This is a genomic window from Brevibacterium sp. XM4083, assembly GCF_006489205.2.
Classification (GTDB): Bacteria; Actinomycetota; Actinomycetes; order Actinomycetales; family Brevibacteriaceae; genus Brevibacterium.
In genome coordinates, this window is sequence record NZ_VFYR02000002.1 from 443,144 (window position 1) to 464,695 (window position 21,552).

At 67.3% G+C, this 21,552-nt stretch carries 22 protein-coding genes; 8 read left to right on the forward strand and 14 right to left on the reverse strand.

Annotated features, from left to right (window positions below):
• Positions 1-4: 4 nt before the first annotated feature.
• From FJ887_RS07845 to FJ887_RS07905, 13 genes are all read right to left on the reverse strand, one after another.
• Positions 5-1,603: an ABC-F family ATP-binding cassette domain-containing protein gene (locus FJ887_RS07845; RefSeq protein ID WP_137824028.1), complete on the reverse strand. Its 1,599-nt coding sequence runs from the start codon at positions 1,601-1,603 to the stop codon at positions 5-7.
• Positions 1,600-2,325 (reverse strand): ribonuclease H family protein, encoded by a 726-nt coding sequence (locus tag FJ887_RS18645; RefSeq protein ID WP_137824027.1) that lies wholly within the window; start codon positions 2,323-2,325, stop codon positions 1,600-1,602. The genes FJ887_RS07845 and FJ887_RS18645 overlap by 4 nt, the downstream gene beginning before the upstream one ends.
• Positions 2,326-2,602: 277 nt before the next feature.
• A complete protein-coding gene (locus FJ887_RS07855) occupies positions 2,603-3,670 on the reverse strand; it encodes a PDDEXK family nuclease (RefSeq protein WP_140954967.1) in 1,068 nt (355 codons plus the stop codon).
• A 373-nt stretch (positions 3,671-4,043) separates the two neighbouring features.
• On the reverse strand, positions 4,044-4,370 hold the full coding sequence (locus FJ887_RS07860) for a helix-turn-helix domain-containing protein (RefSeq protein WP_171006932.1): 327 nt from the start codon (positions 4,368-4,370) through the stop codon (positions 4,044-4,046).
• Between the two features lie 5 nt (positions 4,371-4,375).
• Positions 4,376-4,702 carry a type II toxin-antitoxin system RelE/ParE family toxin gene (locus FJ887_RS07865; protein ID WP_137824024.1) on the reverse strand — a complete coding sequence of 109 codons (327 nt, stop codon included), beginning with the start codon at positions 4,700-4,702 and terminating at the stop codon, positions 4,376-4,378.
• Positions 4,703-5,035: 333 nt separating this feature from the next.
• Positions 5,036-5,371: a metal-sulfur cluster assembly factor gene (locus FJ887_RS07870; RefSeq protein ID WP_137824023.1), complete on the reverse strand. Its 336-nt coding sequence runs from the start codon at positions 5,369-5,371 to the stop codon at positions 5,036-5,038.
• Entirely contained in the window at positions 5,371-5,874 is a 504-nt protein-coding gene (gene sufU, locus FJ887_RS07875) for a Fe-S cluster assembly sulfur transfer protein SufU (protein WP_249356339.1), read from the reverse strand. Before sufU ends, FJ887_RS07870 begins: the two co-directional genes overlap by 1 nt.
• Positions 5,871-7,154 carry a SufS family cysteine desulfurase gene (locus FJ887_RS07880; RefSeq protein ID WP_137824022.1) on the reverse strand — a complete coding sequence of 428 codons (1,284 nt, stop codon included), beginning with the start codon at positions 7,152-7,154 and terminating at the stop codon, positions 5,871-5,873. The genes sufU and FJ887_RS07880 overlap by 4 nt, the downstream gene beginning before the upstream one ends.
• A complete protein-coding gene (sufC, locus tag FJ887_RS07885; protein ID WP_137824021.1) occupies positions 7,154-7,912 on the reverse strand; it encodes a Fe-S cluster assembly ATPase SufC in 759 nt (252 codons plus the stop codon). The genes FJ887_RS07880 and sufC overlap by 1 nt, the downstream gene beginning before the upstream one ends.
• An 11-nt stretch (positions 7,913-7,923) precedes the next feature.
• A complete protein-coding gene (locus FJ887_RS07890; protein WP_137824020.1) occupies positions 7,924-8,247 on the reverse strand; it encodes a non-heme iron oxygenase ferredoxin subunit in 324 nt (107 codons plus the stop codon).
• Positions 8,244-9,419 (reverse strand): Fe-S cluster assembly protein SufD, encoded by a 1,176-nt coding sequence (gene sufD, locus FJ887_RS07895; RefSeq protein ID WP_137824019.1) that lies wholly within the window; start codon positions 9,417-9,419, stop codon positions 8,244-8,246. Before sufD ends, FJ887_RS07890 begins: the two co-directional genes overlap by 4 nt.
• A gap of 33 nt (positions 9,420-9,452) precedes the next feature.
• A complete protein-coding gene (gene sufB, locus FJ887_RS07900; RefSeq protein WP_137824018.1) occupies positions 9,453-10,883 on the reverse strand; it encodes a Fe-S cluster assembly protein SufB in 1,431 nt (476 codons plus the stop codon).
• The gene (locus FJ887_RS07905; protein WP_137824017.1) at positions 10,880-11,599 is read right to left on the reverse strand and encodes a helix-turn-helix transcriptional regulator; all 720 of its coding nucleotides are present in this window, start codon (positions 11,597-11,599) and stop codon (positions 10,880-10,882) included. Before FJ887_RS07905 ends, sufB begins: the two co-directional genes overlap by 4 nt.
• 119 nt (positions 11,600-11,718) lie before the next feature.
• Here FJ887_RS07905 and FJ887_RS07910 point away from each other — a divergent pair, with 119 nt between their 5' ends.
• Genes FJ887_RS07910 through FJ887_RS07925 form a run of 4 tightly spaced genes read left to right on the forward strand, consistent with a single transcriptional unit; the run spans position 11,719 to position 14,783 of the window.
• Positions 11,719-12,654, forward strand: a complete 936-nt coding sequence (locus tag FJ887_RS07910) for an ABC transporter ATP-binding protein (protein WP_137824016.1) — start codon at positions 11,719-11,721, stop codon at positions 12,652-12,654.
• Positions 12,651-13,436 (forward strand): ABC transporter permease, encoded by a 786-nt coding sequence (locus FJ887_RS07915; RefSeq protein WP_249356336.1) that lies wholly within the window; start codon positions 12,651-12,653, stop codon positions 13,434-13,436. Before FJ887_RS07910 ends, FJ887_RS07915 begins: the two co-directional genes overlap by 4 nt.
• A gap of 14 nt (positions 13,437-13,450) precedes the next feature.
• The gene (locus tag FJ887_RS07920) at positions 13,451-14,356 is read left to right on the forward strand and encodes a COX15/CtaA family protein (RefSeq protein WP_171006931.1); all 906 of its coding nucleotides are present in this window, start codon (positions 13,451-13,453) and stop codon (positions 14,354-14,356) included.
• Positions 14,319-14,783 (forward strand): VOC family protein, encoded by a 465-nt coding sequence (locus tag FJ887_RS07925; RefSeq protein WP_137824015.1) that lies wholly within the window; start codon positions 14,319-14,321, stop codon positions 14,781-14,783. Before FJ887_RS07920 ends, FJ887_RS07925 begins: the two co-directional genes overlap by 38 nt.
• A 174-nt stretch (positions 14,784-14,957) precedes the next feature.
• On the opposite strand, the gene FJ887_RS07930 is transcribed toward FJ887_RS07925, so the two are convergent.
• Positions 14,958-15,944 carry a heme o synthase gene (locus FJ887_RS07930; protein ID WP_137824014.1) on the reverse strand — a complete coding sequence of 329 codons (987 nt, stop codon included), beginning with the start codon at positions 15,942-15,944 and terminating at the stop codon, positions 14,958-14,960.
• Between the two features lie 113 nt (positions 15,945-16,057).
• Between FJ887_RS07930 and FJ887_RS07935 the strand changes: the two genes are divergently transcribed.
• From FJ887_RS07935 to FJ887_RS07950, 4 genes are all read left to right on the forward strand, one after another.
• The gene (locus tag FJ887_RS07935; RefSeq protein WP_137824013.1) at positions 16,058-16,459 is read left to right on the forward strand and encodes a hypothetical protein; all 402 of its coding nucleotides are present in this window, start codon (positions 16,058-16,060) and stop codon (positions 16,457-16,459) included.
• A gap of 215 nt (positions 16,460-16,674) precedes the next feature.
• Positions 16,675-18,759 carry a transketolase gene (gene tkt / locus FJ887_RS07940; RefSeq protein WP_137824012.1) on the forward strand — a complete coding sequence of 695 codons (2,085 nt, stop codon included), beginning with the start codon at positions 16,675-16,677 and terminating at the stop codon, positions 18,757-18,759.
• On the forward strand, positions 18,756-19,859 hold the full coding sequence (gene tal / locus FJ887_RS07945; RefSeq protein WP_137824011.1) for a transaldolase: 1,104 nt from the start codon (positions 18,756-18,758) through the stop codon (positions 19,857-19,859). Before tkt ends, tal begins: the two co-directional genes overlap by 4 nt.
• Positions 19,856-21,472: a phosphoglucose isomerase-related protein gene (locus FJ887_RS07950; protein WP_137824010.1), complete on the forward strand. Its 1,617-nt coding sequence runs from the start codon at positions 19,856-19,858 to the stop codon at positions 21,470-21,472. The genes tal and FJ887_RS07950 overlap by 4 nt, the downstream gene beginning before the upstream one ends.
• Positions 21,473-21,552 lie beyond the last annotated feature (80 nt).

Genomic DNA, 21,552 nt, shown 5'->3' on the forward strand with positions numbered 1-21,552 from the left:
CGGCTCAGGCGAGGGTGACGAGGTCGAGGTAGGTGTCGTTCCACAGGTCCTCATCGCCGTCGGGCAGGAGCAGCACCCGGTCGGGATCGAGTGCGGACACCGCGCCCTCATCGTGAGTGACGAGGATGATCGCTCCCTCGTAGCGGCGGATCGCTGAGAGGATCTCCTCCCGCGAGGCCGGGTCGAGGTTGTTCGTCGGCTCGTCGAGGAGGAGGACGTTGGCGCTCGAGACGACGAGGGTCGCCAGGGCCAGTCGCGTCTTCTCACCGCCGGAGAGGACTCCGGCGGGTTTGTGGACGTCGTCGCCGGAGAAGAGGAACGAGCCGAGGACGTTGCGCACCGCGGTGTCGTCGAGGTGCGGGGAGTTGCGCTGCATGTTCTCGAGCACGCTGCGGTCGAGGTCGAGCGTCTCATGCTCCTGCGCGTAGTAGCCGAGCTTGAGCCCGTGACCGGCGATGACCTCGCCGGAGTCGGGTTCGTCGAGTCCGGCGAGCAGGCGCAGCAGAGTCGTCTTCCCGGCGCCGTTGTAGCCGAGGATGACGACGCGTGAGCCCTTGTCGATCGCGAGGTCGACACCGGTGAAGACCTCCGTCGACCCGAAGCTGCGGGACAGCCCCTCGGCGGTCAGCGGCACCCGGCCGACGTCGGCGGGGGCGGGGAAGCGGAGGTTCGCGACCTTGTCGGCGCTGCGTTCCTCATCGAGGCCGGCGAGCATCCGTTCGGCGCGCTTGACCATCTGCTGGGCGGCGACGGTCTTCGTCGCCTTCGCCATCATCTTGTTCGCCTGGGCCGTCAGCGCCGCGGCCTTCTTCTCCGCGTTCGCCCGTTCGCGCCGGCGCCGGCGTTCGTCGTCCTCGCGCTGCTTGAGGTAGAGGCGGTAGCCCATCGAGTAGATGTCGATGGTCTGCCGGGTGGCGTCGAGGAAGAAGACCTTGTTGACGACTTCGTCGATGAGGTCGAGATCGTGGCTGATGACGATGAGCCCGCCGGAGTACGCCTTGAGGTAGTCGCGCAGCCAGAGCACGGATTCGGCGTCGAGGTGGTTCGTCGGCTCGTCGAGGATCATCGTGTCCGGGGCCGAGAAGAGGATCCGGGCGAGTTCGACGCGACGGCGCTGACCGCCGGAGAGTGTGCCGATCTCCTGGTTGACGAGGTCCTCGTCGAGGCCGAGGTTCGCGGCGATCGCGTACGCCTCGGACTCCGCGGCGTATCCGCCGGCGGCGACGAATTCGGCTTCGATGCGCGGGTAGCGGTCGATGGCCTTCGCCGCGACGTTCTCATCGGGTGAGGCCATCTGACGTTCGGCCTTGCGCAGGCGCTTGACGAGCACGTCGAGGTCACGGGCGCCGAGGATGCGCTCCTTCGCCGTCGCCTCGAGGTCGCCGCTGCGCGGGTCCTGCGGCAGATAGCCCACGGACCCGGAGATCGAGACGGTGCCCGAGGTGGCGGGGTGGCCGCCCATGATCACCTTCGTCAGCGTCGTCTTCCCGGCGCCGTTGCGTCCGACGAGCCCGACGCGGTCGCCCTTGTCGACGCGGAAGGACACGTCGGACATCAGGGTGCGGGCGCCGACGGCGACTTCGAGGCCGGAGGCCTGGATCATTCTCTCTCCAAACTGCGGCCAATGAGGTCGGCCAGGTATTCCTGTGGGTGGACTCCCTGGGCGCGGGCCCGGGAAACGAGTTCGTCGGCGACGGTGCGGGCCACGCGCGTGGAGACGACAGTGGTGTCGCCGCCCGGCGCGGGGGCCTCGGCGTGCGCCGGTGCCTCTGGCTCGACCGCAACGTGCGCCGGTGCTTCCGTGCCGGCCTCGGCGTGCGCCGGGGATTCCCCGCCGGCGTCGACGCTCACCGACGTCCCCACGGGGACGTATCCGGGTCCTTCGGGCACCGCTGTGCCCTTCTGGTAGGCGGTGGCGACGGCCCGGGCGCGTTCGTCGGCGGCTTCGTTCATCGCGTGGTTGTTGTGGCCCTTGACCCATTCGAACTCGACGTCGCGCCCGGTCAGCGCCTCGTCGAGGGATTCGAGGAGGTCGCGGTTGAGGACCTCCTTGCCGTCGGCCTTCTTCCAGCCCTTGCGCTTCCAGCCCGGCATCCATTTCGTCAGGGCGTTGATGACGTATTGGGAGTCGCAGAAGATCTTGAGGTCCTCGTCGACGTCGGCGGTCGATTCGAGGAGGTCGAGGACGGCCATGAGCTCGCCGCGGTTGTTCGTCGCGTTCTTCCAGCCCCCGGCGTGCCAGCAGTCGTCGTCGATGTACCAGGCCCACCCGGCGGGTCCGGGGTTGCCGAGCGCAGACCCGTCTGCGGCAGCGATGATCGTCAATGGTTCTCCTCTGGACGTCGGGCCCGGTCGTCAATGGGCCCGCACCATTGTTTCACGAACGTCGCGATGCCTGGGCACTTGTGACAGCGAGTCAAAGTTCATGATGCAGCGAAATCGCGGTCAGTGGCGTGCAGTTTATGGACGAAGTCTTTGACCGCTCGGCTGCAGAGACCAGCAGAGCAGTTCGATACGTACTTCAGAGCCGGGGCGCGCATATATCACCACCCTTTACGGTGTTGTCACAGCTCGCTCCGCTCGACAGCCTTGAGCATTTTCGTCAGCTCGTCTCTGCTTCATCGGATTCCCTATTGAGAAGGGACTGCGCGAACCAGTAGAGGCTTTGTCCCTGGTATTGCCAACCGTCGGCGGCTGAGAAGTTGTGCGAACTCACACCTGCCTGGGCGAATATCTCGTCGCGCAGCGCTGTAGGCGTCCACCGAGCGGAGGGATCCTCTGCCGCGGCCCAAAGTAGAGGCCTTACCTTGTCGTTCACCCAGGTGACCGAACGGCGGCTGGACTCAGCGGCGAGCCAATCATCGATCTGGGCGACGATCTCGGATTTCACCAGCGTGTCGAGATTTAGTTCGATCCGGGCGTGGTCAGGGATACCGCGACGCTCTGCAATGACTTTCACAGACCTGGCCCTCCGCTCCCGAGTGGCGATCCGTTCGCGCACCTGACCAGTATCCACCGCTGGAGCGGGTCGCAGAGTTCGCCCTTCGAGGTTCTCCACTGGGAAGATCTTCTGAAAGCTTGAGTAGAGCGCACCGTTATCTCGGAAGAGGCTGTATTCGTGACACTCGATCTCGAGGCCGTGGGCAACGGTGTCCGCAAGCCACTGCACGGTGGTGAGCACCTGGTCCGGAAAAGATTCGGCGACAAGGACGAGTCGCGGGAGCTTGAGGATCTCGTCGTCCCATCCGGATTCCAGATGCTCCGTCAGTTGTTCGAGGGCCTCCTCGGCGGTTGTCGCTGCGCCATTCTTGGTGAGCCAATGAGCATGCGCATCTGCGAGCATATGCCTGTCGAAGCCCGCAACAAGTGCCTCGTATGTAATCGCCTGGAGATGTACTTTGCGGTCGCTCCCCCGTTTGAGTTCGATCACCACAGTCTGACCGCTGGACGACAATGCCAGGACATCGAGAGCTTCCTTCGCCGAACCTCCCTCAACGGAGACCCAACGGTTGTACTGAGATGCGACAATCTTCAGTCCTTCGTCGATCACCTCAGGGTGGTGGACGATCCACTGCTCCAGGTGCCGCGTTTCCTCAAGGCATTCTTCGGACATGGTTGTCTCCACTGCAGGGGTAGCTGTGGCCTGGTCGATTCGAAGCAAGTGCGCCATGCACTCATCATGCCAGGGAAGCTCCTGCCAAACCGTCTGAGTTGCTCCGAAAGCCCTTTCGCGGACATCGGACGTTGAAGTCGAGCACTCGCATATTGTTGCTTGCGCCTTCGTTGACCATGGCCGGAATTCATGGAGGCAACCGCAGGCGCAAGAGGACGAAGCCCTGCCCGTATATCGAGTCGAGCACTGGTGTCTGCGCTCAACAAGCCGGGTGTCTTTTAATCTAGATTTTCGTTATCCCACGGACACGCCGTTGCGATATTCCGATGCCCGGGCGGTTGTTCTATGAACCCGCACATCCGACGTACGTTCCTCTACGCAACCTCGCCGAGGCGGCGCATCGGCCACCTCGGCGAGGAAGGTGCGGAGTTCATGAAGCGGCAAGTGCGCGGACGTACGTGGCCTGCTGGTCGATGTGCACTTCGATGACCCCGACTCGAGCCAATCGCTGAAGACTGTCCAGAGAAGGCACAGCGTCACCGCGCTCCAGTCTCGCCACTTGCGGCTGCTTCCAGTTGAGCATTCTTCCGAACGCCGTCTGCGTCAGGTTGTGCTGGGCCCGGTAGCGGACGACAGCGAGACTCACCGCGCCGGCCAAGGCGAGACGTTCCGCTTCGGCGGCGTATTCGGGATCGTCCTCCTGGCGTTCGCGGATCATCGCATCGTGGCTCTGCAGCTCCGAGAGCTTCATGATCATCACCCTCATTCCTCGATTTGATTCAGTCGCAGTTCGGCGTCTCGGCACGCTTTGGCGAAGCCCTTGCGGTCATGCTGAGCTTCCGGCCCGTAGGCCCCGACGACGAAAACCTCGCCGAACTGTCTGTACAGGGCACGTGTGATGCTCCGTCCGCCTCGAGGACGCAGTTCTCTGAGCTTCTCGGCACTTCGCACCGCACTGCTGTGCGGATATGGAAGCGATGGCCCGAGCAACGCCAGCTTCGCGATCGCGTTGTCTACGGCCACGGCCTCCCGAGCGTCAAGTCGTCTGTATTCGACTGCGGCATCGGGGTGGTCGACTACCCTCCACATGCCACGAGTATATCACTGCTGTTATACTCCGTAAGCCCCATTTTGGAGAGACGTCAACCGAGTGAACCTGGGTGAGCCCGCTGGCCGGGGTGACGTCATCATCTGCCACGACCCCAGCTAACCGAATCCACTTCCTGCAATGGCACCACTACGCACAAAACTACGCACAATTGACAGAGAATCACTCCCCGCCGCGAACAAGAGTCCCAAAGCGCCGAGACTGTTGCGACGTGCCCCGGAGGACGAACAGTTGTCCTGCGAGGGCAGCATCCTGGGACAGGAAAGGCCCTCCCACCGGCAGATTTGCTGGCAGGAGGGCCTTTTCGCGAGTGCTCAGATATTGAACCCGAGGGCGCGCATCTGCTCGCGGCCGTCCTCGGTGATCTTCTCCGGACCCCATGGCGGCATCCACACCCAGTTGATGCGGTACGCCGGCACGATGCCGTCGAGGCACTGCGCGGTCTGGTCCTCGATGACGTCGGTGAGCGGGCAGGCCGCCGACGTCAGGGTCATCTCGATGACGGCGGTGCCGTCGTCCTCCACGGCGAGGCCGTAGATGAGTCCGAGGTCGACGATGTTGACGCCGAGCTCGGGGTCGACGACGTCCATCATCGCTTCGCGCACTTCGTCGACGCTCGCGTTCTGCGGTGCATCAATGACTTCGGGCATCACTTCTCCTCGTCTTCGGTCGGTGCGGTGGGAGTCTGTTCCGGAGCTCCCGCCTGGGCTTGGCTGAGCGCGTCCTTGAACGCCATCCAGGCGAGCAGGGCGCACTTGATCCGTGCCGGGAACTTCGACACTCCGGTGAACGCCGCGGCGTCGCCGAGTATTTCCTCGTCGGCCTCGACGGTGCCCCGGGAGTGCATGAGCTCGTGGAAGGCCCCTTCGATCTCGAGCATCTCGGACACCGTCGCCGAGGCGGCGAGCTCGGTGAGCACGGACGCCGAGGCCATCGAGATCGAACACCCGTCACCGGTCCATCGCACGGTCACGGTGCCGTCGGCGGCGAGTTCGGTCTCGAGCTCGATCTCGTCCCCGCAGGTCGGGTTGACCTGGTGGGAGTGCCCGTGCGGTCCGGGCGCCGAATCGCCGAGCAGCGCGGCATTGCCGATCCGCGACCGCGAATGGTCGAGGATGACCTGCTGGTAGAGCTGCTGCATCTGGGTGGTCATGACGCCTGCGCCTTCTCCGCGGCCGGCGGGTCCTCGAGACCGAAGAACGGGCGCACCTCGGCCAGCGCGGTGAGGAAGCGCTCGACATCGTCGCCGTTGTTGTAGAGGTACGTGCTCGCCCGAGTCGAGGCGGTCACCCCGAACCGGCGGTGGAGCGGCTGCGCGCAGTGGTGACCCACGCGCACGGCCACACCCTGGGAGTCGAGGTACTGGCCGACATCGTGGGCGTGGACGCCGTCGACGTCGAAGGCCACGGTGCCGATCCGGTTCTCGGCATTGCCGAGGACCCGGATGCCGGGGATCTGCGCGATCCCCTCGAGGAGCCGGCGGCCGAGCTCGACCTCATGGTCGAAGACCCGGTCGAGGCCCACCTCGGTGAGGTAGCCGACGGCCGTCGCGAACGCCGCGACCTCGGCCACCGGCTGAGTGCCGGCCTCGAAGCGCTGCGGTGCGGGCATGAACTCCGCGGAGTCCATCGTCACGGTCGTGATCATCGACCCGCCGGTGAGCACGGGCGGGAGCGCGTCGAGGAGCTCGGTCTTCCCCCAGAGCACGCCGAGGCCGGTCGGCCCGAGCGCCTTGTGCGCGGAGAACGCGGCGAAGTCGACGTCGAGGTCGGTGAAGTCCACCGGCATGTGCGGCACCGACTGGCACGCGTCGAGAACGACGTACGCCCCGACCTCGCGGGCCCTGGCGACGAGTTCGGCGACCGGGTTGATCGTGCCCAGGACGTTCGAGACGTGGGTGAACGCGAGCACCTTCGTCGTCTCGTCGACGATCGTCTCGAGGTCGGTGAGGTCGAGCTCTCCGTCATCGGTGACCGGGATCCACCGCAGCTGCGCCCCGGTGGCCTGGGCGAGCTGCTGCCAGGGGACGACGTTCGCGTGGTGCTCCATCTCGGTGACGACGATCGAATCGCCCTCCCCGATGGCGAACCGCTGCGCGGCCTCTCCCCCGAACCCGTGGCTGGCCCGGTCGATGCCGAGGGCGACGATGTTGAGCGCCTCGGTGGCGTTCTTCGTCCACACGACCTGGTTCGGCGCACCGCCGACGAGGTTCGCCACGGCTTCCCGGCCGGCCTCGAACGTGTCGGTGGCCATGACGGCGAGCGTGTGCGCACCCCGGTGGACGGCGGCGTTGCGCTGCGTGAAGTACTCGGTGAACGTGTCGATGACGCATTCGGGCTTCTGCGACGTCGCTCCCGAGTCGAGATAGGTCAGCGGCGACTCCCCGACCCTCGCATGGAGGATCGGGAAGTCACCCCGGAGCCGAGAGAACATCAGACCGCGGACGAGAGGAAGCGGTCGTAGCCCTCGTTCTCGAGGCGCTCGGCGAGTTCCGGTCCGCCCTCCTCGGCGACCTTGCCCTTGACGATGACGTGGACGAAGTCGGGCTTGATGTAGCGGAGGATCCGCGTGTAATGGGTGATGAGGAGGACGCCGACGTCGGTCGTCTCACGGACCCGGTTGACGCCTTCGGAGACGATGCGCAGGGCGTCGACGTCGAGGCCGGAGTCGGTCTCGTCGAGGACGGCGAACTTCGGCTTGAGCATCTCCATCTGGAGGATCTCGTGGCGCTTCTTCTCACCGCCGGAGAAGCCCTCGTTGACGTTGCGGGTCGCGAACTCGGGGTCGACGCGCAACTGCTCCATCGCCGACTTGAGGTCCTTCGTCCAGTTGCGCAGCTTGGGAGCCTCGCCGTCGATCGCGGTCTTGGCCGAGCGGAGGAAGTTCGTCACGGTCACGCCGGGCACCTCGACGGGGTACTGCATGGCGAGGAAGAGACCGGCCTTGGCGCGCTCGTCGACGGTCATGTCGAGGACGTCCTCACCGTCGAGGGTGACGGATCCTCCGGTGACTTCGTACTTCGGGTGACCGGCGAGCGAGTAGGCCAGCGTCGACTTGCCCGAGCCGTTGGGGCCCATGATCGCGTGCGTCTGGTTCGAGTCGATCTCGAGGTTGATGCCGTTGAGGATCGGCTTCTGGCCGGCCTCGGTGTTGACGCTGACGTGCAGGTCGGAGATTTTCAGTGTGGACATGATTATCCTTTTCAGTTCACAGTCGTGTTCGGGTCGAGCAGGATGCGGCCGGCGATCTCCTGGCACGGGTAGACCGCGACGGGTTCGAAGGCCGGGGGGCTCAGCGGCTGGCCGGTGTTGAGGTCGAACTGGGAGCCGTGCAGCCAGCATTCGATGGCGCACCCCTCCACGTCGCCCTCGGCCAGGGACACCTCGCCGTGGGTGCACAGATCGTCGATCGCGTGGACGACTCCGAAGGAGTCGCGGGCCAGGCAGATCTCGCGGTTCTCCACGTCGATCCGCAGCGCGCTGTCGAGTGCCACATCCTCGGAGGCGGCCACGTCGATCATCGTCACAGAACGCTCCGGGACAGTTCGTCCTCGATGCGGGCCGAGAGGACCTCTTCGATCTCCGGCACCTGGATCTTCTGGATGACCTCGTTGAAGAAGCCCCGGACGACGAGCTGGCGGGCGACGTCCTCGGGGATGCCGCGCGACATCAGGTAGAAGAGGTGCTCCTCATCGAAGCGACCGGTCGACGAGGCGTGTCCGGCTCCTTCGATGTCACCGGTCTCGATCTCGAGGTTCGGCACGGAGTCGGCGCGCGCCCCATCGGTGAGGATGAGGTTGCGGTTGAGCTCGTACGTGTCGATGCCGAGCGCCTCGGGGCGGATGAGGACGTCGCCGATCCACACGCTGCGCGCGTCCTTGCCCTGCAGGGCGCCCTTGTACATGACGTTCGACGTCGCCTTCGCGGTGTTGTGGTCGATGTACGTGCGGTGCTCGAGGTGCTGGCCGGCATCGGCGAAGTAGAGGCCGAGGAGTTCGGCCTCGCCGCCGTTGGCGGAGTAGCGGACGTTGGCGTTGAGCCGGACGATATCACCGCCGAGGGTGACGACGATGTGCTTGAGCTTCGCGTCCTTGCCGACGATCGCGTCGTGCTGGCCGAGGTGCTGCGCACCGTCGTCCCACAGCTGCAGGGAGACGAAGGTGAGGTCCGCGCCGTCGCCGACGACGAGGGAGACGAGCTCGGAGTAGCGGGTCAGTCCCTCGTGCTCGACGACGATCGTCGCCTTCGCGTTCGCTCCCACGGACACGACGACATGGCCGTGGACGAGGTCGGTGCCGGTGCCGTCGGCGTGGATGACGACCGCCTCGGTGAGCTCCGTGTCAGCGGACACCGTGTAGTGGGTGACGGAGCTCGTGCGATTCGCGGCCACAGCGGCCGCCCGGTCCTCGGGTTCGAGGATGCCGAGCTCCTGGGCGGCGTCGAGGCTGATCTCCTCGACGGTGACGCCGGCAGGCAGCTCGCCGGTGACGTTCAGGCGCGCCTCGCCGGGCGCATCGGCGAAGAAGTCGCTGAGCTTGCGCACGGGCGAGAAGCGCCACTCCTCCTCCCGGCCGGTGGGCACGGGGAAGTCGGCGACGTCGAAGCTGCGGGTGCGCGCGTCGCGCTTGGCGTCGGGCACGTGGACGCCCGCGCCGTGCGAATGCTCGGAGACGCCGAGCGGGTTGGTGGTGTCAGTCACAAAATCTCCTTAAGCGTGCAGTCGGTCGCGGGCTCAGCCCACGGCGCCTTCCATCTGCAGTTCGATGAGGCGGTTGAGCTCGAGGGCGTACTCCATCGGCAGCTCGCGGGCGATCGGCTCGACGAAGCCGCGCACGATCATCGCCATCGCCTCGGTCTCCTCGAGGCCGCGCGACATGAGGTAGAAGAGCTGGTCCTCACTCACCTTCGACACGGTCGCCTCGTGGCCGAGCGTGACGTCGTCCTCGCGGATGTCGATGTAGGGGTACGTGTCCGACCGGGAGATGTTGTCGACGAGCAGGGCATCGCAGAGCACGTTGTTCGACGAGCCCTCGGCACCCGGGTAGACGTGGACGAGTCCGCGGTAGCCGGCGCGACCGCCGCCGCGGGCGACGGACTTCGAGACGATCGAGGACTGCGTGTGCGGGGCGGCGTGGACCATCTTCGCACCGGTGTCCTGGTGCTGGCCCTCGCCGGCGAAGGCGACCGAGAGCGTCTCACCGCGAGCGTGTTCGCCCGTCAGCCAGATCGCCGGGTACTTCATCGTCACCTTCGAGCCGATGTTGCCGTCGACCCATTCCATCGTCGCGCCCTCTTCGGCGATCGCACGCTTCGTCACGAGGTTGTAGACGTTGTTCGACCAGTTCTGGATCGTCGTGTAGCGGACGCGGGCGTCCTTCTTAGCGATGATCTCGACGACGGCGGAGTGGAGCGAGTCCGTCTTGTAGATCGGGGCCGTGCAGCCCTCGACGTAGTGGACGTACGAGCCCTCGTCGGCGATGATGAGCGTGCGCTCGAACTGGCCCATGTTCTCCGTGTTGATGCGGAAGTAGGCCTGCAGCGGGATCTCGACGTGGACGCCCTTGGGGACGTAGATGAACGATCCGCCCGACCACACGGCCGTATTCAGCGCCGAGAACTTGTTGTCACCCGAGGGGATGACCGAGCCGAAGTACTCCTCGAAGATCTCCGGGTGCTCCTTGAGACCGGTGTCGGTGTCGAGGAAGATGACGCCCTGGCTCTCGAGCTCCTCGTTGATCTTGTGGTAGACGACCTCGGACTCGTACTGCGCGGCGACGCCGGCGACGAGGCGCTGCTTCTCCGCCTCCGGGATGCCGAGGCGGTCGTAGGTGTTCTTGATGTCCTCGGGCAGGTCCTCCCACGACTGGGCCTGGCCCTCGGTGGAGCGGACGAAGTACTTGATGTCGGCGAAGTCGATCCCCGAGAGGTCAGCACCCCAGTTCGGCATCGGCTTCTTCTCGAAGAGCTTGAGCGCCTTGAGGCGACGCTGGAGCATCCAGTCCGGTTCGTCCTTGAGCTTCGAGATGTTGCGCACGACGTCTTCGTTGAGACCGCGAGCCGCTGCGGCTCCGGCATCGTTCTCGTCGTGCCAGCCGTATGCGTACTGCCCGAGGTCTTTGAGCTCGGGGTTCGCCTCGATGATCGGATTGCTTGTGTCAGTCATCGTGAACCTCCTTGAGGTCGATCGATTGAGTGGATGAGGGGCCTGGTGAGTTCCGAGGTCGGAATGTGGGTCGTGCAGACGTGGTCACCGTGGGCGAGCGACGAGAGTCTTCTCACATCGACGCCGAGGTATTCCGAGAACATCGCGAGCTCTGCTTCGCAGATCTCGGGGAACTCGGCGGCCACGGATTGGATCGGACAGTGTCCTTGGCACAGCTGCATCGCCTCGAGCGACGTGCCCGCCGCAACCGGTGTCGCCGAGGCGGCGTAGCCCTCACGGGTGAGCGCTGAGGCCAGGGCTCTCGAGCGCGACGCCACCGACGTCCCGCCCCGCTTCTCGAGCTCTCCGCCGAGGCGGTCGCGCAGCTTGGCGACGAAGTCGTCGGAGAAGTCGACGACCGCGTCCTCCCCCATCCGGTCCTGGAAGAACCGGAGGATGTTGACGGCGAACTCGTCGTAGGAGCGGCTGAGTTCGTCGTGGCCGCGCGAGGTGACGACGTAGTGCCTGGCCGGTCTGCCCCGCCCTGCCTGCTTCCCGGCGAGACCGCGGACCTCGATGAGTCCCTGGCCTTCGAGCGCGTCGAGGTGACGACGGATCGCTGCCGGGGTGAGCTCAAGGCCCTTTGCCAGCGCCGAGGCGGTGATGGGACCGTCGTCGAGCACGGAGCGGAACACCTTCTGCCGGGTCCTGCTGTCGTCCGCGTCGTTCGCAGTCATAGTCCACCTCCCTTGACTAACACAACACTATTGTTGCGTAAATTGTTTCGTAAAACTAGGTGAGCCTAACTGAAGGCCCGGTTTCGACGGGACGTTTCGACCGGTCGTAGAATGGTCGGGTGGCACAATCGGCACTCCTCATCCGTGGGCTGCGCTATTCCTACGGGGCGCACCACGTCGTCGACGGCATCGACCTCGACGCCCGCGTCGGCACCGTCCTCGGCGTTCTCGGCCCCAACGGGGCGGGCAAGTCGACGACGATCGCACTCGCCGTCGGCTCGAAGCGGCCCGACGCCGGAACCGTGGAGATCTTCGGTCGCGACCCGTACCGCCGCCACGAGGAGACCGCACAGCTCGCCGGTGTCATGCTCCAGGACGGCGGCCTGCCGATGAGCGCGAAGCCGCTCGCCGTCCTCCGCCACCTCGCCGCCCTCTATCCCGATCCGCGCCCGCTCGACGAGCTCGTCGAACCGCTCGGCATCCGCGAGTTCGCCAACCGGTCGATCCGCCGGCTCTCCGGCGGACAGCGCCAGCGCGTGGCGCTCGCCGCCGCCCTCATCGGCCGTCCCCGCATCGTCTTCCTCGACGAGCCGAGCGCCGGGCTCGACCCGCAGGCCCGTGAGGTCGTACACGAGGTCATCGGCGACCTCGCCGCCTCCGGGGTCAGCGTCGTCCTCACCACGCATGACCTCGCCGAGGCGGAGAAGCTCGCCGAGGACATCGTCGTCGTCGACCGCGGCAGGATCATCGCCCGCGGTGCCCCCGCGGAGCTGCGCGGCGCCTCGGCGGCGGGACGTCGGCTCGTCATCACCGTGCCCGACGCTCCCGACCCGTCGACGGACGCCGGACGGGAGCTGACCACTGCCCTGACCGCCGTCGCCCCCGCCTCGGTGCAGGGCACGCTCATCGTCGCCGCAGGGAACCTCGACAGCGCGCGCATCGCCGCCCTGTGCACGGTCATCGCCGAGGCGGGGCTGACGATCGGGGACATCAGCATGCAGTCGCAGTCGCTGGCCGATGTCTTCTTCGAACTCACGGGAAGGCCGCTGCGATGACCGAGACGACAGTCAGCGGCGCGGGTGCCTCCCAGCCGTCCACGGCACCGGGCATGCGCGCCCGGCGGGTGTTCGCCCAGGCGAAGTTCGAGACCGCAGCCGTGCTCCGCAACGGCGAACAGCTCCTGCTCGCGCTCATCCTCCCGCTCGGACTCCTCGTCTTCCTCACGACGACTCCCCTGCTCGACGCGCTCGGGGCGATCCCGGCCGGCGGCGACCGGCTGAGCATCGCGTTGCCCGGCACCCTCGGTCTCTGCCTGGCCTCGACGGCGTTCACCGGGCAGGCGATCGCCACCGCCTTCGACCGGCGCTACGGGGTGCTCGCCCAGCTCGCGACGACGCCGCTGGGCACGACAGGCCTCATCCTCGGCAAGCTCGGGGCGGTCATCGGCGTCGTCGTCATCCAGTACGCGCTCGCGTTCGGCATAGCCGCCGTCCTCGGCTACCGCGGCGGACTCGACGTCCTCGCGCTCATCATCACCACGATCCTCGGTACTGCGGCCCTGCTCGCGCTCGGGCTGCTCATGGCCGGCACGCTGCGCGCCGAGGCGACCCTGGGCGCTGCCAATCTCGTCTGGGTCCTCATGGCCGGTGCCGGCGGACTCGTCCTTCCCGCCACCGGCGAATGGGGAACCATCGTCGGCTGCCTTCCCTCCGGTGCCCTCGGGGACGCGATGCGCGCGAGCCTCGCCGGCACCTGGGACGTCACAGCTTTGATCGTGCTCCTCGTCTGGAGCCTGGTGGGAGCGCTTGCCGCACGCAGGTGGTTCCGCTTCGAATGAACAGAGGAATGCGCATGAAGAACCAAGTGACCCGAATCCGGTTCGCCGCGTGGGCGATGCTCATCGCTCAGGCCGGGATCATCTTCACCGGCGGCATCGTCCGCCTCACCGGCTCCGGACTGGGCTGCTCGGACTGGCCGAAGTGCACCCCGGATTCGCTCGTGCCCACGCAGGCGATGGGCTTCCACGGTCTCATCGAGTTCGGCAACCGCCTGCTCGCCGTGGTCCTCGCCCTCATCGGCGTCGCGATCCTCGTCCTCCTCTGGCGTCACCGGAAGGCGCGCCCGGATCTCTTCTGGCTCAACATCGCGCTCACGGCGATCGTGCCGATCCAGGCGGTGATGGGCGGGATCACCGTGTGGACGAAGCTCAACCCGTGGGTCGTCGCCGGACACTTCGTCCCCTCGGCCATCGCCGTCGGCGTCGCCGCGTACTTCGTCCGCCGTACCTATGACACCGGTGTGCGCACCGGAGAGAAGGCGCCGTCCCCGCTGCCGGCCCTCGGGTGGGCGATTCTCGTGCTCACAGCGATCGTCGTGTTCTTCGGTGTGCTCACCACCGGCGCCGGCCCCCACTCGGGATCGACGATCTCGACGCGCAACGGCCTCGACAACATCTGGATCACCCGCTTCCACGCGTTCCCCGTGTGGCTGCTCGTCATCTCGACGATCGCCGCGCTCGTCGTCGCGCGCAAGCGCTGGGCCCCGATGGTGCGCCCCCTCGTCGTCCTCCTCATCGTCGAGCTCGCACAGGGACTCATCGGGTACGTCCAGTACTTCACCGGTGTGCCCTGGGTGCTCGTGGCATTCCATATGATCGGTCTCTCGGCTACGATCGCAGCCAGTGTCGCTGTGCTCGACAGCGCGTACCCGAGGAGAACCCATGTCAACGCCGATCGTTCCGTGTCTGTGGTTCACTGACCGCGCCGAGGAGGCGATGGAGTTCTACTGCTCCGTCTTCCCGAACTCGCGCATCGTCTCGATCGAGCGGTATCCCGATGAGAGTCTCGACGAGCACTTCGTCGGGATGAGCGGGAAGGTCATCACCGGCGTCTTCGAGCTCGACGGCAACCGCTTCATCTGCCTCGACGGCGGACCCGCGTTCACCTTCAATGAGGCGATCTCGCTGACTGTCGAATGCGCCGACCAGGCGGAGATCGACCACTACTGGCAGGCGCTGTCCGCGGTGCCCGAGTCCGAGCAGTGCGGCTGGCTCAAGGACCGGTACGGGATCAGCTGGCAGATCGTGCCGAAGAACCTCGACGAGCTGATGACCGGCGACGCTCAGGTGCGCGCACTCATGGGGATGAAGAGGATCGTCATCGCCGACCTCGTCGCCGCCGGCTGACCTGCCGGCTCAGGAACAGCCTCGGCGTGCCTGCACCACCCGGAGACTCACTGACAACCTCGGCGCGCCTGCGCCACTCGCAGCTGCGCAGTTCGTTCACTCAGGGATGAGCACACCGTGGGCACGGGTGGTGCGTGGAACCTCAGGTGCGGGGCGGCAGAAGCTAGCCGCCGGTCACCAGAGGCTCGGCAGCAGCGGGGTGACGAACGGGTCGACGGCGACGGCGAGGAAGAGCACCGACAGGTACGTGATCGAGCCGTGGAAGACCTTCATCGCCCGCAGCGAGGTGCCGCTGAGACCCTTCTTCGCGCGGGACACGAGCTGGTAGCAGGACCAGAGGAACCAGGCACCGGCGAGCACTGCAACGGCCGTGTAGACCGGGCCCATCGGGGCGACGGGGATGAGCACGAGCGAGGTGAGCACCATCGCCCAGGCGTAGAGGATGATCTGGCGGCCCACCGAGGTCGGCGGGACCTTCGACGGCAGCATCGGCACACCGGCGGCGTCGTAGTCGGCCTTGTACTTGATTGCGAGCGGCCAGTAGTGCGGCGGCGTCCAGAAGAAGATGACGAGGAAGAGGATGACCGGCTCCCACGACAGTCCGCCGGTCACCGCCGACCAGCCGATGAGCACCGGCATGCAGCCGGCCGCGCCGCCCCACACGATGTTCTGCGTCGTCCGGCGCTTGAGGACGAGCGTGTAGAAGACCGCGTAGAGGAGGATCGCCGAGGCGGTCAGTCCTGCCGTCACCCAGTTCGTGAAACCGCCGAGCCAGAAGATCGATCCGATGCCGAGGACGAAGGCGAAGATCAGGGCCGCGCGCGGCGAGATCTCGCCGGTGACGAGCGGACGGTGCTTCGTCCGATCCATCTTCGCGTCGATGTCGCGGTCGACGTAGCAGTTGAACACCGACGCCGAGGCGGCTGCGGCGGCCCCGCCGATGAGGGTGTTGAGGACGAGCCAGAGATTCGGCATGCCGTTGGCGGCGAGGAACATCACCGGGGCGGTGGTGACGAGGAGGAGTTCGATGACCCGCGGCTTCGTCAGGGCGATGTAGGCGCCGATGATCGACCGGGGTTTCTGCGAGTGTCGAGCTTCGTCGATGGTCCTCTGCAGAGGTCGTTCACTCTGCGTGCCCGGGTTCTGACGAAGTTCACTCACGAGACACGATTCTACTCTGTGTCGAATGAATTTCCAGTTGGGGTCGGGCGAGTCGCCCTGTCATCGGGACCGGATGCGCGGTCAGCGGGACCCTGCGCGCGCTCACGGCGGCGGTGGAGAAGCACCGCGACGCCCCCGACGACCAGCCCCACCACGACGAGTGCGGCCCACAGGACCGCCGCGAGGACGACCAGTCCGAGCCCCGCGAGGGGGTCGTCGAGTGTGAGCATCTCGACATCGAGGATGAGGCCGTAGGCTCCGGCGACCACTGTGAAGACCACCGCCGCCCACCAGATGAGGCCGGCAGGTCGGGCGATCGCGAGGACGACGAGGACGACGAGGAAGGGGCCCGCGCCGAGGAGGAAGGCGAGCAGCCAGCTCCCGACCGCCTCGGCGCCGGCATCGTTTCCGAATGGCTCGAGGAAGAGGGTCGTGAAGACGATCCGCCAGACGAGGACGAGGACGGTCAGGCTGATGCCGAGGATCCGGAATGTCCGCGCATGGCGCGCGGGTGATCGACGAGACAGGGGCGGGTGTTGGAGGCTGCGGGGAATGGGGAGTTCTCCTTGAGGCGAGCGTGGACGTGCCGGTGACGAGGTTCGGGCAGCACAGTGGGGACACTGCCAGCGTAGTGGCTGTATCAACCGGTGTCCGGACGGGGAGGGTCGGGCCGGTGCGCGGTAGAGTTTGAGAGGACGCATCGCCGACGACAGAAGGAACGCTCTCAGACATGAATGCCCTGTCCTGGACAGACCTCGACTCACAGGCAGTCGACACCGCCCGCCTCCTCGCCGCAGACGCCGTGCAGAAGGTCGGAAACGGACACCCCGGCACCGCGATGAGCCTCGCTCCCGTCGCCTACTACCTCTACCAGAAGGCCCTCACGCTCGACCCGTCCGATCCCACGTGGGTCGGCCGTGACCGCTTCGTCCTCTCCCTCGGTCACAGCTCGCTGACGCAGTACGTCCAGCTCTACCTCGCCGGCATCGGCCTCGAGCTCGACGACCTCAAGGCGCTGCGCACGTGGGATTCGCTCACTCCCGGCCACCCCGAGGTCGGGCACACTCCCGGTGTCGAGATCACCACGGGCCCGCTCGGCTCAGGTGTCGCCTCGGCGGTGGGCATGGCGATGGCCTCCCGCCGCGAACGCGGACTCTTCGATCCCGACGCCGCCCCCGGCACTTCGCCGTTCGACCACGACATCATCGTCCTCGCCTCCGACGGCGACATGGAGGAGGGCGTCTCCGGTGAGGCCTCCTCGCTCGCCGGCACCCAGGAGCTGTCGAACCTCATCGTCATCTGGGACGACAACCGCATCTCCATCGAGGACGACACCGCGATCGCCTTCGGCGAGGACACCGCGGCGCGCTATGAGGCCTACGGCTGGCACGTCCAGCACGTCGACTGGACTGCCGACGGAGAGTACACCGAGGACCTCGATGCCCTCCACGCCGCCGTCGAGGCCGCGCGCGCCGACTCCCGTCCCTCCTTCATCCGCCTCTCGACGATCATCGCGTGGCCGGCCCCGAACGCCCGGAACACGGGGGCCGCGCACGGCGCCGCCCTCGGTGAGGAGGAGGTGCGGGCGACGAAGGAGCTGCTCGGCTTCGATCCCGATGCGACCTTCGCGATCTCCCCCGAGGTGCTCGAGCACACCCGCCGCAGCGCCGAGGAGCGCGGCCGCGCCGCTCACCTCGCGTGGAAGGAGAAGTACGCGGCATGGCGCGACGCCAACGGCGACCGCGCCGCGCTGTTCGACCGCCTCTCCACCCGCACCCTGCCCGAGGGCCTCGACGGAGACTTCCCCGTCTTCGACGCCGACGCGAAGGGCATCGCAACCCGCGCCGCCTCCGGCCAGGTGCTCAATGCCATCGCGGCCCGGATGCCCGAACTTTGGGGCGGGTCGTCCGACCTCGCGGGGTCGAACAACACCCTCATCAAGGCCGACCCGAGCTTCCTGCCGACCGACCGCTCGACGGACTCGTTCTCCGGCAACCCGTACGGACGCAACATCCACTTCGGCGTCCGCGAGTTCTCCGCCGGCCTCATCGGCAACGGCATCGCCCTCCACGGCGGGACCCGCCCCTACAACGGCACGTTCCTCGTCTTCAGCGACTACCAGCGACCCGCCGTGCGCCTGGCCGCCATCCAGAAGCTGCCGAACATCTTCGTGTGGACCCATGATTCGATCGGCCTCGGTGAGGACGGCCCCACCCATCAGCCCGTCGAGCATCTCTCGGCCCTGCGCGCGATCCCCGGCCTCGACGTCGTCCGCCCCGCCGATGCCAACGAGACCGCGGTCGTGTGGCGGAAGATCCTCGACCGCACCGACGGCCCCAGCGGCCTCATCCTCAGCCGGCAGGCCGTGCCGACCCTCGACCGGACGAAGTACGCCCCGGCCTCCGAGGCGGCCCGCGGCGGCTACGTCCTCCTCGACACCGGCGACGACCCGCAGGTCGCGATCATCGCCACCGGCTCGGAGATCCAGCTCGCGATCGCCGCTGCCGAGGAGCTCGAGACCAAGGGAATCGCGGCTCGCGTCATCTCGATGCCGAGCCAGGAATGGTTCGACGCCCAGGACGAGGACTACCGCGATGCCGTCCTCCCCCGGTCGCTCAAGGCTCGCGTCAGCGTCGAAGCCGGATCGGCGATGAGCTGGCACCGCTACCTCGGCGATGCCGGCCGGGCCGTGTCCCTCGAGCATTTCGGCGCCTCAGCGGACGCCGCGACGCTCTTCGAGAAGTTCGGCATCACCGCCGAGGCGGTCGTCGCCGCGGCCGAGGAATCCATTGCAGCAGCGAAGGGAGAAGCATGAGCGAGAACCTCACCCGCCTCACCGAGGCCGGCGTGTCCGTGTGGCTCGACGATCTGTCCCGCACCCGGCTCGAGTCCGGAGACCTCCAGACCCTCATCGATGAGTCGTCGGTGACCGGGGTGACGACGAACCCGACGATCTTCGCCACCGCGATCGCCGGCTCCGACAGCTATGACGGCGCGCTCTCCGACCTCGCCGCCTCCGGTGCCGACGTCGAAGAGGCGATCGAATCGCTGACCACCGACGATGTCGCCGCCGCTGCCCGGCTGCTGCGTCCCGTCTACGACGCCACCGAGGGCGCCGACGGACGCGTCTCGATCGAGGTCCCCCCACCGCTGGCCCGCGACACCGCGGGCACGGCGTCGGCGGCGAAGCTCATGTGGGAGCGGGTCGGCGAGCCGAACGCGATGATCAAGATCCCCGCCACCGAGGAGGGTCTGAGCGCGATCGCCGACACCATCGGCGCCGGCATCAGCGTCAACGTCACGCTCGTGTTCTCTCTCTCGCGCTACCGGCACGTCGTCGAGGCGTACCTCCAGGGACTGGAGAAGGCGCGGGCCGCCGGCCACGATCTCTCGACGATCCGCTCGGTCGCCTCGATCTTCGTCTCCCGCGTCGATGCGGAGATCGACAAGCGCCTCGCCGCCCTCGACGACCCGGCCGCCGCGGAGCTCGCCGGTCGCGCGGGCATCGCCAACTGCGTGCTCGCCCACGAGATCCACTCGCAGCTCTTCACCTCCGAGCGCTTCCGCGTCCTCGAACTCGCCGGAGCTCAGCCCCAGCGGCTCCTGTGGGCGTCGACCGGCGTGAAGAACCCGGACTACCCGGACACGATGTACGTCACCGGTCTCGTCTCCCCCGACACCGTCAACACGATGCCCGAGGCGACGCTGCGCGCCTTCGCCGACCACGGCGAGGTCGGGGCTCCCATCGCCGCCGAGGACTACCGGGCCGCCGATGAGGTCTTCGACCGACTCGCCGGGCTCGGCATCGACTACGCCGATGTCATGACCGTCCTCGAGACCGAGGGCCTGGAGAAGTTCGACGTCAGCTGGACCGAGCTCCAGGGCACCGTCCGTCGGGCATTGGAGCGCGCATGAGAGTCGAACTCAGCGTTCCCATCAGTGCGGAGTTCGACGCCGAGCTCGACCGCCTGCTCAGCGCCCGGGTGCCCTCCCGGATCGCGGCGCAGGACGCGAGCGTCTTCTCCGACTCCGTCGCCGCCGATCGTCTCGGCTGGGTCGATCTCGCCGGCCGGGCCGGTGAGCTCGTCACCGAAATCGAGGCGCTGCGCGAGGAGTTGGCAGCGCAGGGTCTGCGTTCGATCAGCCTCACCGGCATGGGCGGCTCCTCGCTCGCTCCCGAGGTGATGGCGGCGTGGGCCGGGGTCGACCTCGAGATCGTCGATTCGACCGATCCCAATCAGGTCGCCGAGGCGATCGGCACCGACCTCGACCACACCGTCCTCGTCATCGCCTCGAAGTCGGGGACGACGATCGAGACCGACGCCATCCGGCGTGCGTTCGCCGCGGCGTTCGAGGCCGTCGGCATCGACCCGGCCAGCCGGTTCATCGCGATCACCGATCCGGGGACCGAACTCGCTGAGCTCGCGAGTGCCGAGGGCTACCTGGCGACGTTCCACGCCGACCCGAACGTCGGCGGCCGGTTCAGTGCGCTCTCCCCGTTCGGCCTCGTCCCTGCCGGTCTCGCCGGGGTCGACATCCGCCGGATCGTCGAGTCCGCGGCGGGCATCGCCGCCGACCTCGGCGCCGACAGCGCGGACAATCCGGCGCTGCGGTTCGGCACCTGGCTGGGCATCGCCCACGCCCGGGCCACGGAGAAGCTCGTCCTCGCCCCCACCTCGGCGGCGCTTGACGGTCTGGGAGCCTGGGTCGAGCAGCTCATCGCCGAATCGCTCGGCAAGGACGGCCAGGGGATCCTCCCCGTCGTCCTCGACGAACCCGGTGATGTCGGCTTCGCCGACGCCCGCGCCGATGCCCTGCTCTGCACGCTCGGACCGGCCACGACGATCGGCGCGCCCTCGGGCTTCAACGCCGAGGTCGACGGCGATCTGGGCGAGCAGTTCCTCTTCTGGGAGTTCGCCACGGCGATCGCCGGCTACAGCATCGGAGTCGACCCATTCGATCAGCCGGATGTCGAGGCGGCGAAGGCCTTCGCCCGGGAGGCCCTCGACACGGGCACCCACGCCGAGGAGATCCCGGCGTTCGTCGACGGCGCCGTCGAGGTCTACGGCGACATCGATGAGGCCGACGACCTCGTCGGGGCCCTCCGTGAGCTCTTCGCACAGGTCGACGAGTACGGCTACGTCGCCATCCAGGCCTACCTCGATCGGCTCGGCGACGCCGAGGCGGTCGACCTCCGTCCGCTCGTCTCCCGGCACGCCGGGGTGCAGACGACGTTCGGATTCGGCCCGCGCTACCTCCACTCGACGGGCCAGTACCACAAGGGCGGGCACCCCAACGGCGTGTTCCTCCAGATCACGGCCGACCCGCGCACGGAACTCCTCGTGCCCGGCCGCGGCTACGGGTTCGGTGAACTCGAGCAGGCGCAGGCGCTCGGCGATGCCGCGGCCCTGCGGGCGAAGGGGCGTCCGGTGCTCCGGGTCCATCTCACCGATCGGGCCCGCGGTCTCGAACAGCTCCGCAGCGCCGTCTCCGAGGTCGCCCCGCACCACCACTTCGGAGTCGACTGACCTGGCGAACACAGCGAAGGCCCTCACCGGTAACGGTGAGGGCCTTCGTCGGTTCTGCGCTTCGTCGGGTGGTCCGCCCG

Excerpts from the sequence above, each read along its gene's own strand:
- FJ887_RS07845 (WP_137824028.1), bottom strand. The coding sequence starts at position 1,603 with ATGATCCAGGCCTCCGGCCTCGAAGTCGCCGTCGGCGCCCGCACCCTG.
- FJ887_RS07855 (WP_140954967.1), bottom strand. The coding sequence starts at position 3,670 with ATGGCGCACTTGCTTCGAATCGACCAGGCCACAGCTACCCCTGCAGTG.
- FJ887_RS07860 (WP_171006932.1), bottom strand. The coding sequence starts at position 4,370 with ATGATCATGAAGCTCTCGGAGCTGCAGAGCCACGATGCGATGATCCGC.
- FJ887_RS07865 (WP_137824024.1), bottom strand. The coding sequence starts at position 4,702 with ATGTGGAGGGTAGTCGACCACCCCGATGCCGCAGTCGAATACAGACGA.
- FJ887_RS07870 (WP_137824023.1), bottom strand. The coding sequence starts at position 5,371 with ATGCCCGAAGTCATTGATGCACCGCAGAACGCGAGCGTCGACGAAGTG.
- sufU (WP_249356339.1), bottom strand. The coding sequence starts at position 5,874 with ATGACCACCCAGATGCAGCAGCTCTACCAGCAGGTCATCCTCGACCAT.
- FJ887_RS07880 (WP_137824022.1), bottom strand. The coding sequence starts at position 7,154 with ATGTTCTCTCGGCTCCGGGGTGACTTCCCGATCCTCCATGCGAGGGTC.
- sufC (WP_137824021.1), bottom strand. The coding sequence starts at position 7,912 with ATGTCCACACTGAAAATCTCCGACCTGCACGTCAGCGTCAACACCGAG.
- sufB (WP_137824018.1), bottom strand. The coding sequence starts at position 10,883 with ATGACTGACACAAGCAATCCGATCATCGAGGCGAACCCCGAGCTCAAA.
- FJ887_RS07905 (WP_137824017.1), bottom strand. The coding sequence starts at position 11,599 with ATGACTGCGAACGACGCGGACGACAGCAGGACCCGGCAGAAGGTGTTC.
- FJ887_RS07915 (WP_249356336.1), top strand. The coding sequence starts at position 12,651 with ATGACCGAGACGACAGTCAGCGGCGCGGGTGCCTCCCAGCCGTCCACG.
- FJ887_RS07920 (WP_171006931.1), top strand. The coding sequence starts at position 13,451 with ATGAAGAACCAAGTGACCCGAATCCGGTTCGCCGCGTGGGCGATGCTC.
- FJ887_RS07925 (WP_137824015.1), top strand. The coding sequence starts at position 14,319 with ATGTCAACGCCGATCGTTCCGTGTCTGTGGTTCACTGACCGCGCCGAG.
- tkt (WP_137824012.1), top strand. The coding sequence starts at position 16,675 with ATGAATGCCCTGTCCTGGACAGACCTCGACTCACAGGCAGTCGACACC.
- tal (WP_137824011.1), top strand. The coding sequence starts at position 18,756 with ATGAGCGAGAACCTCACCCGCCTCACCGAGGCCGGCGTGTCCGTGTGG.
- FJ887_RS07950 (WP_137824010.1), top strand. The coding sequence starts at position 19,856 with ATGAGAGTCGAACTCAGCGTTCCCATCAGTGCGGAGTTCGACGCCGAG.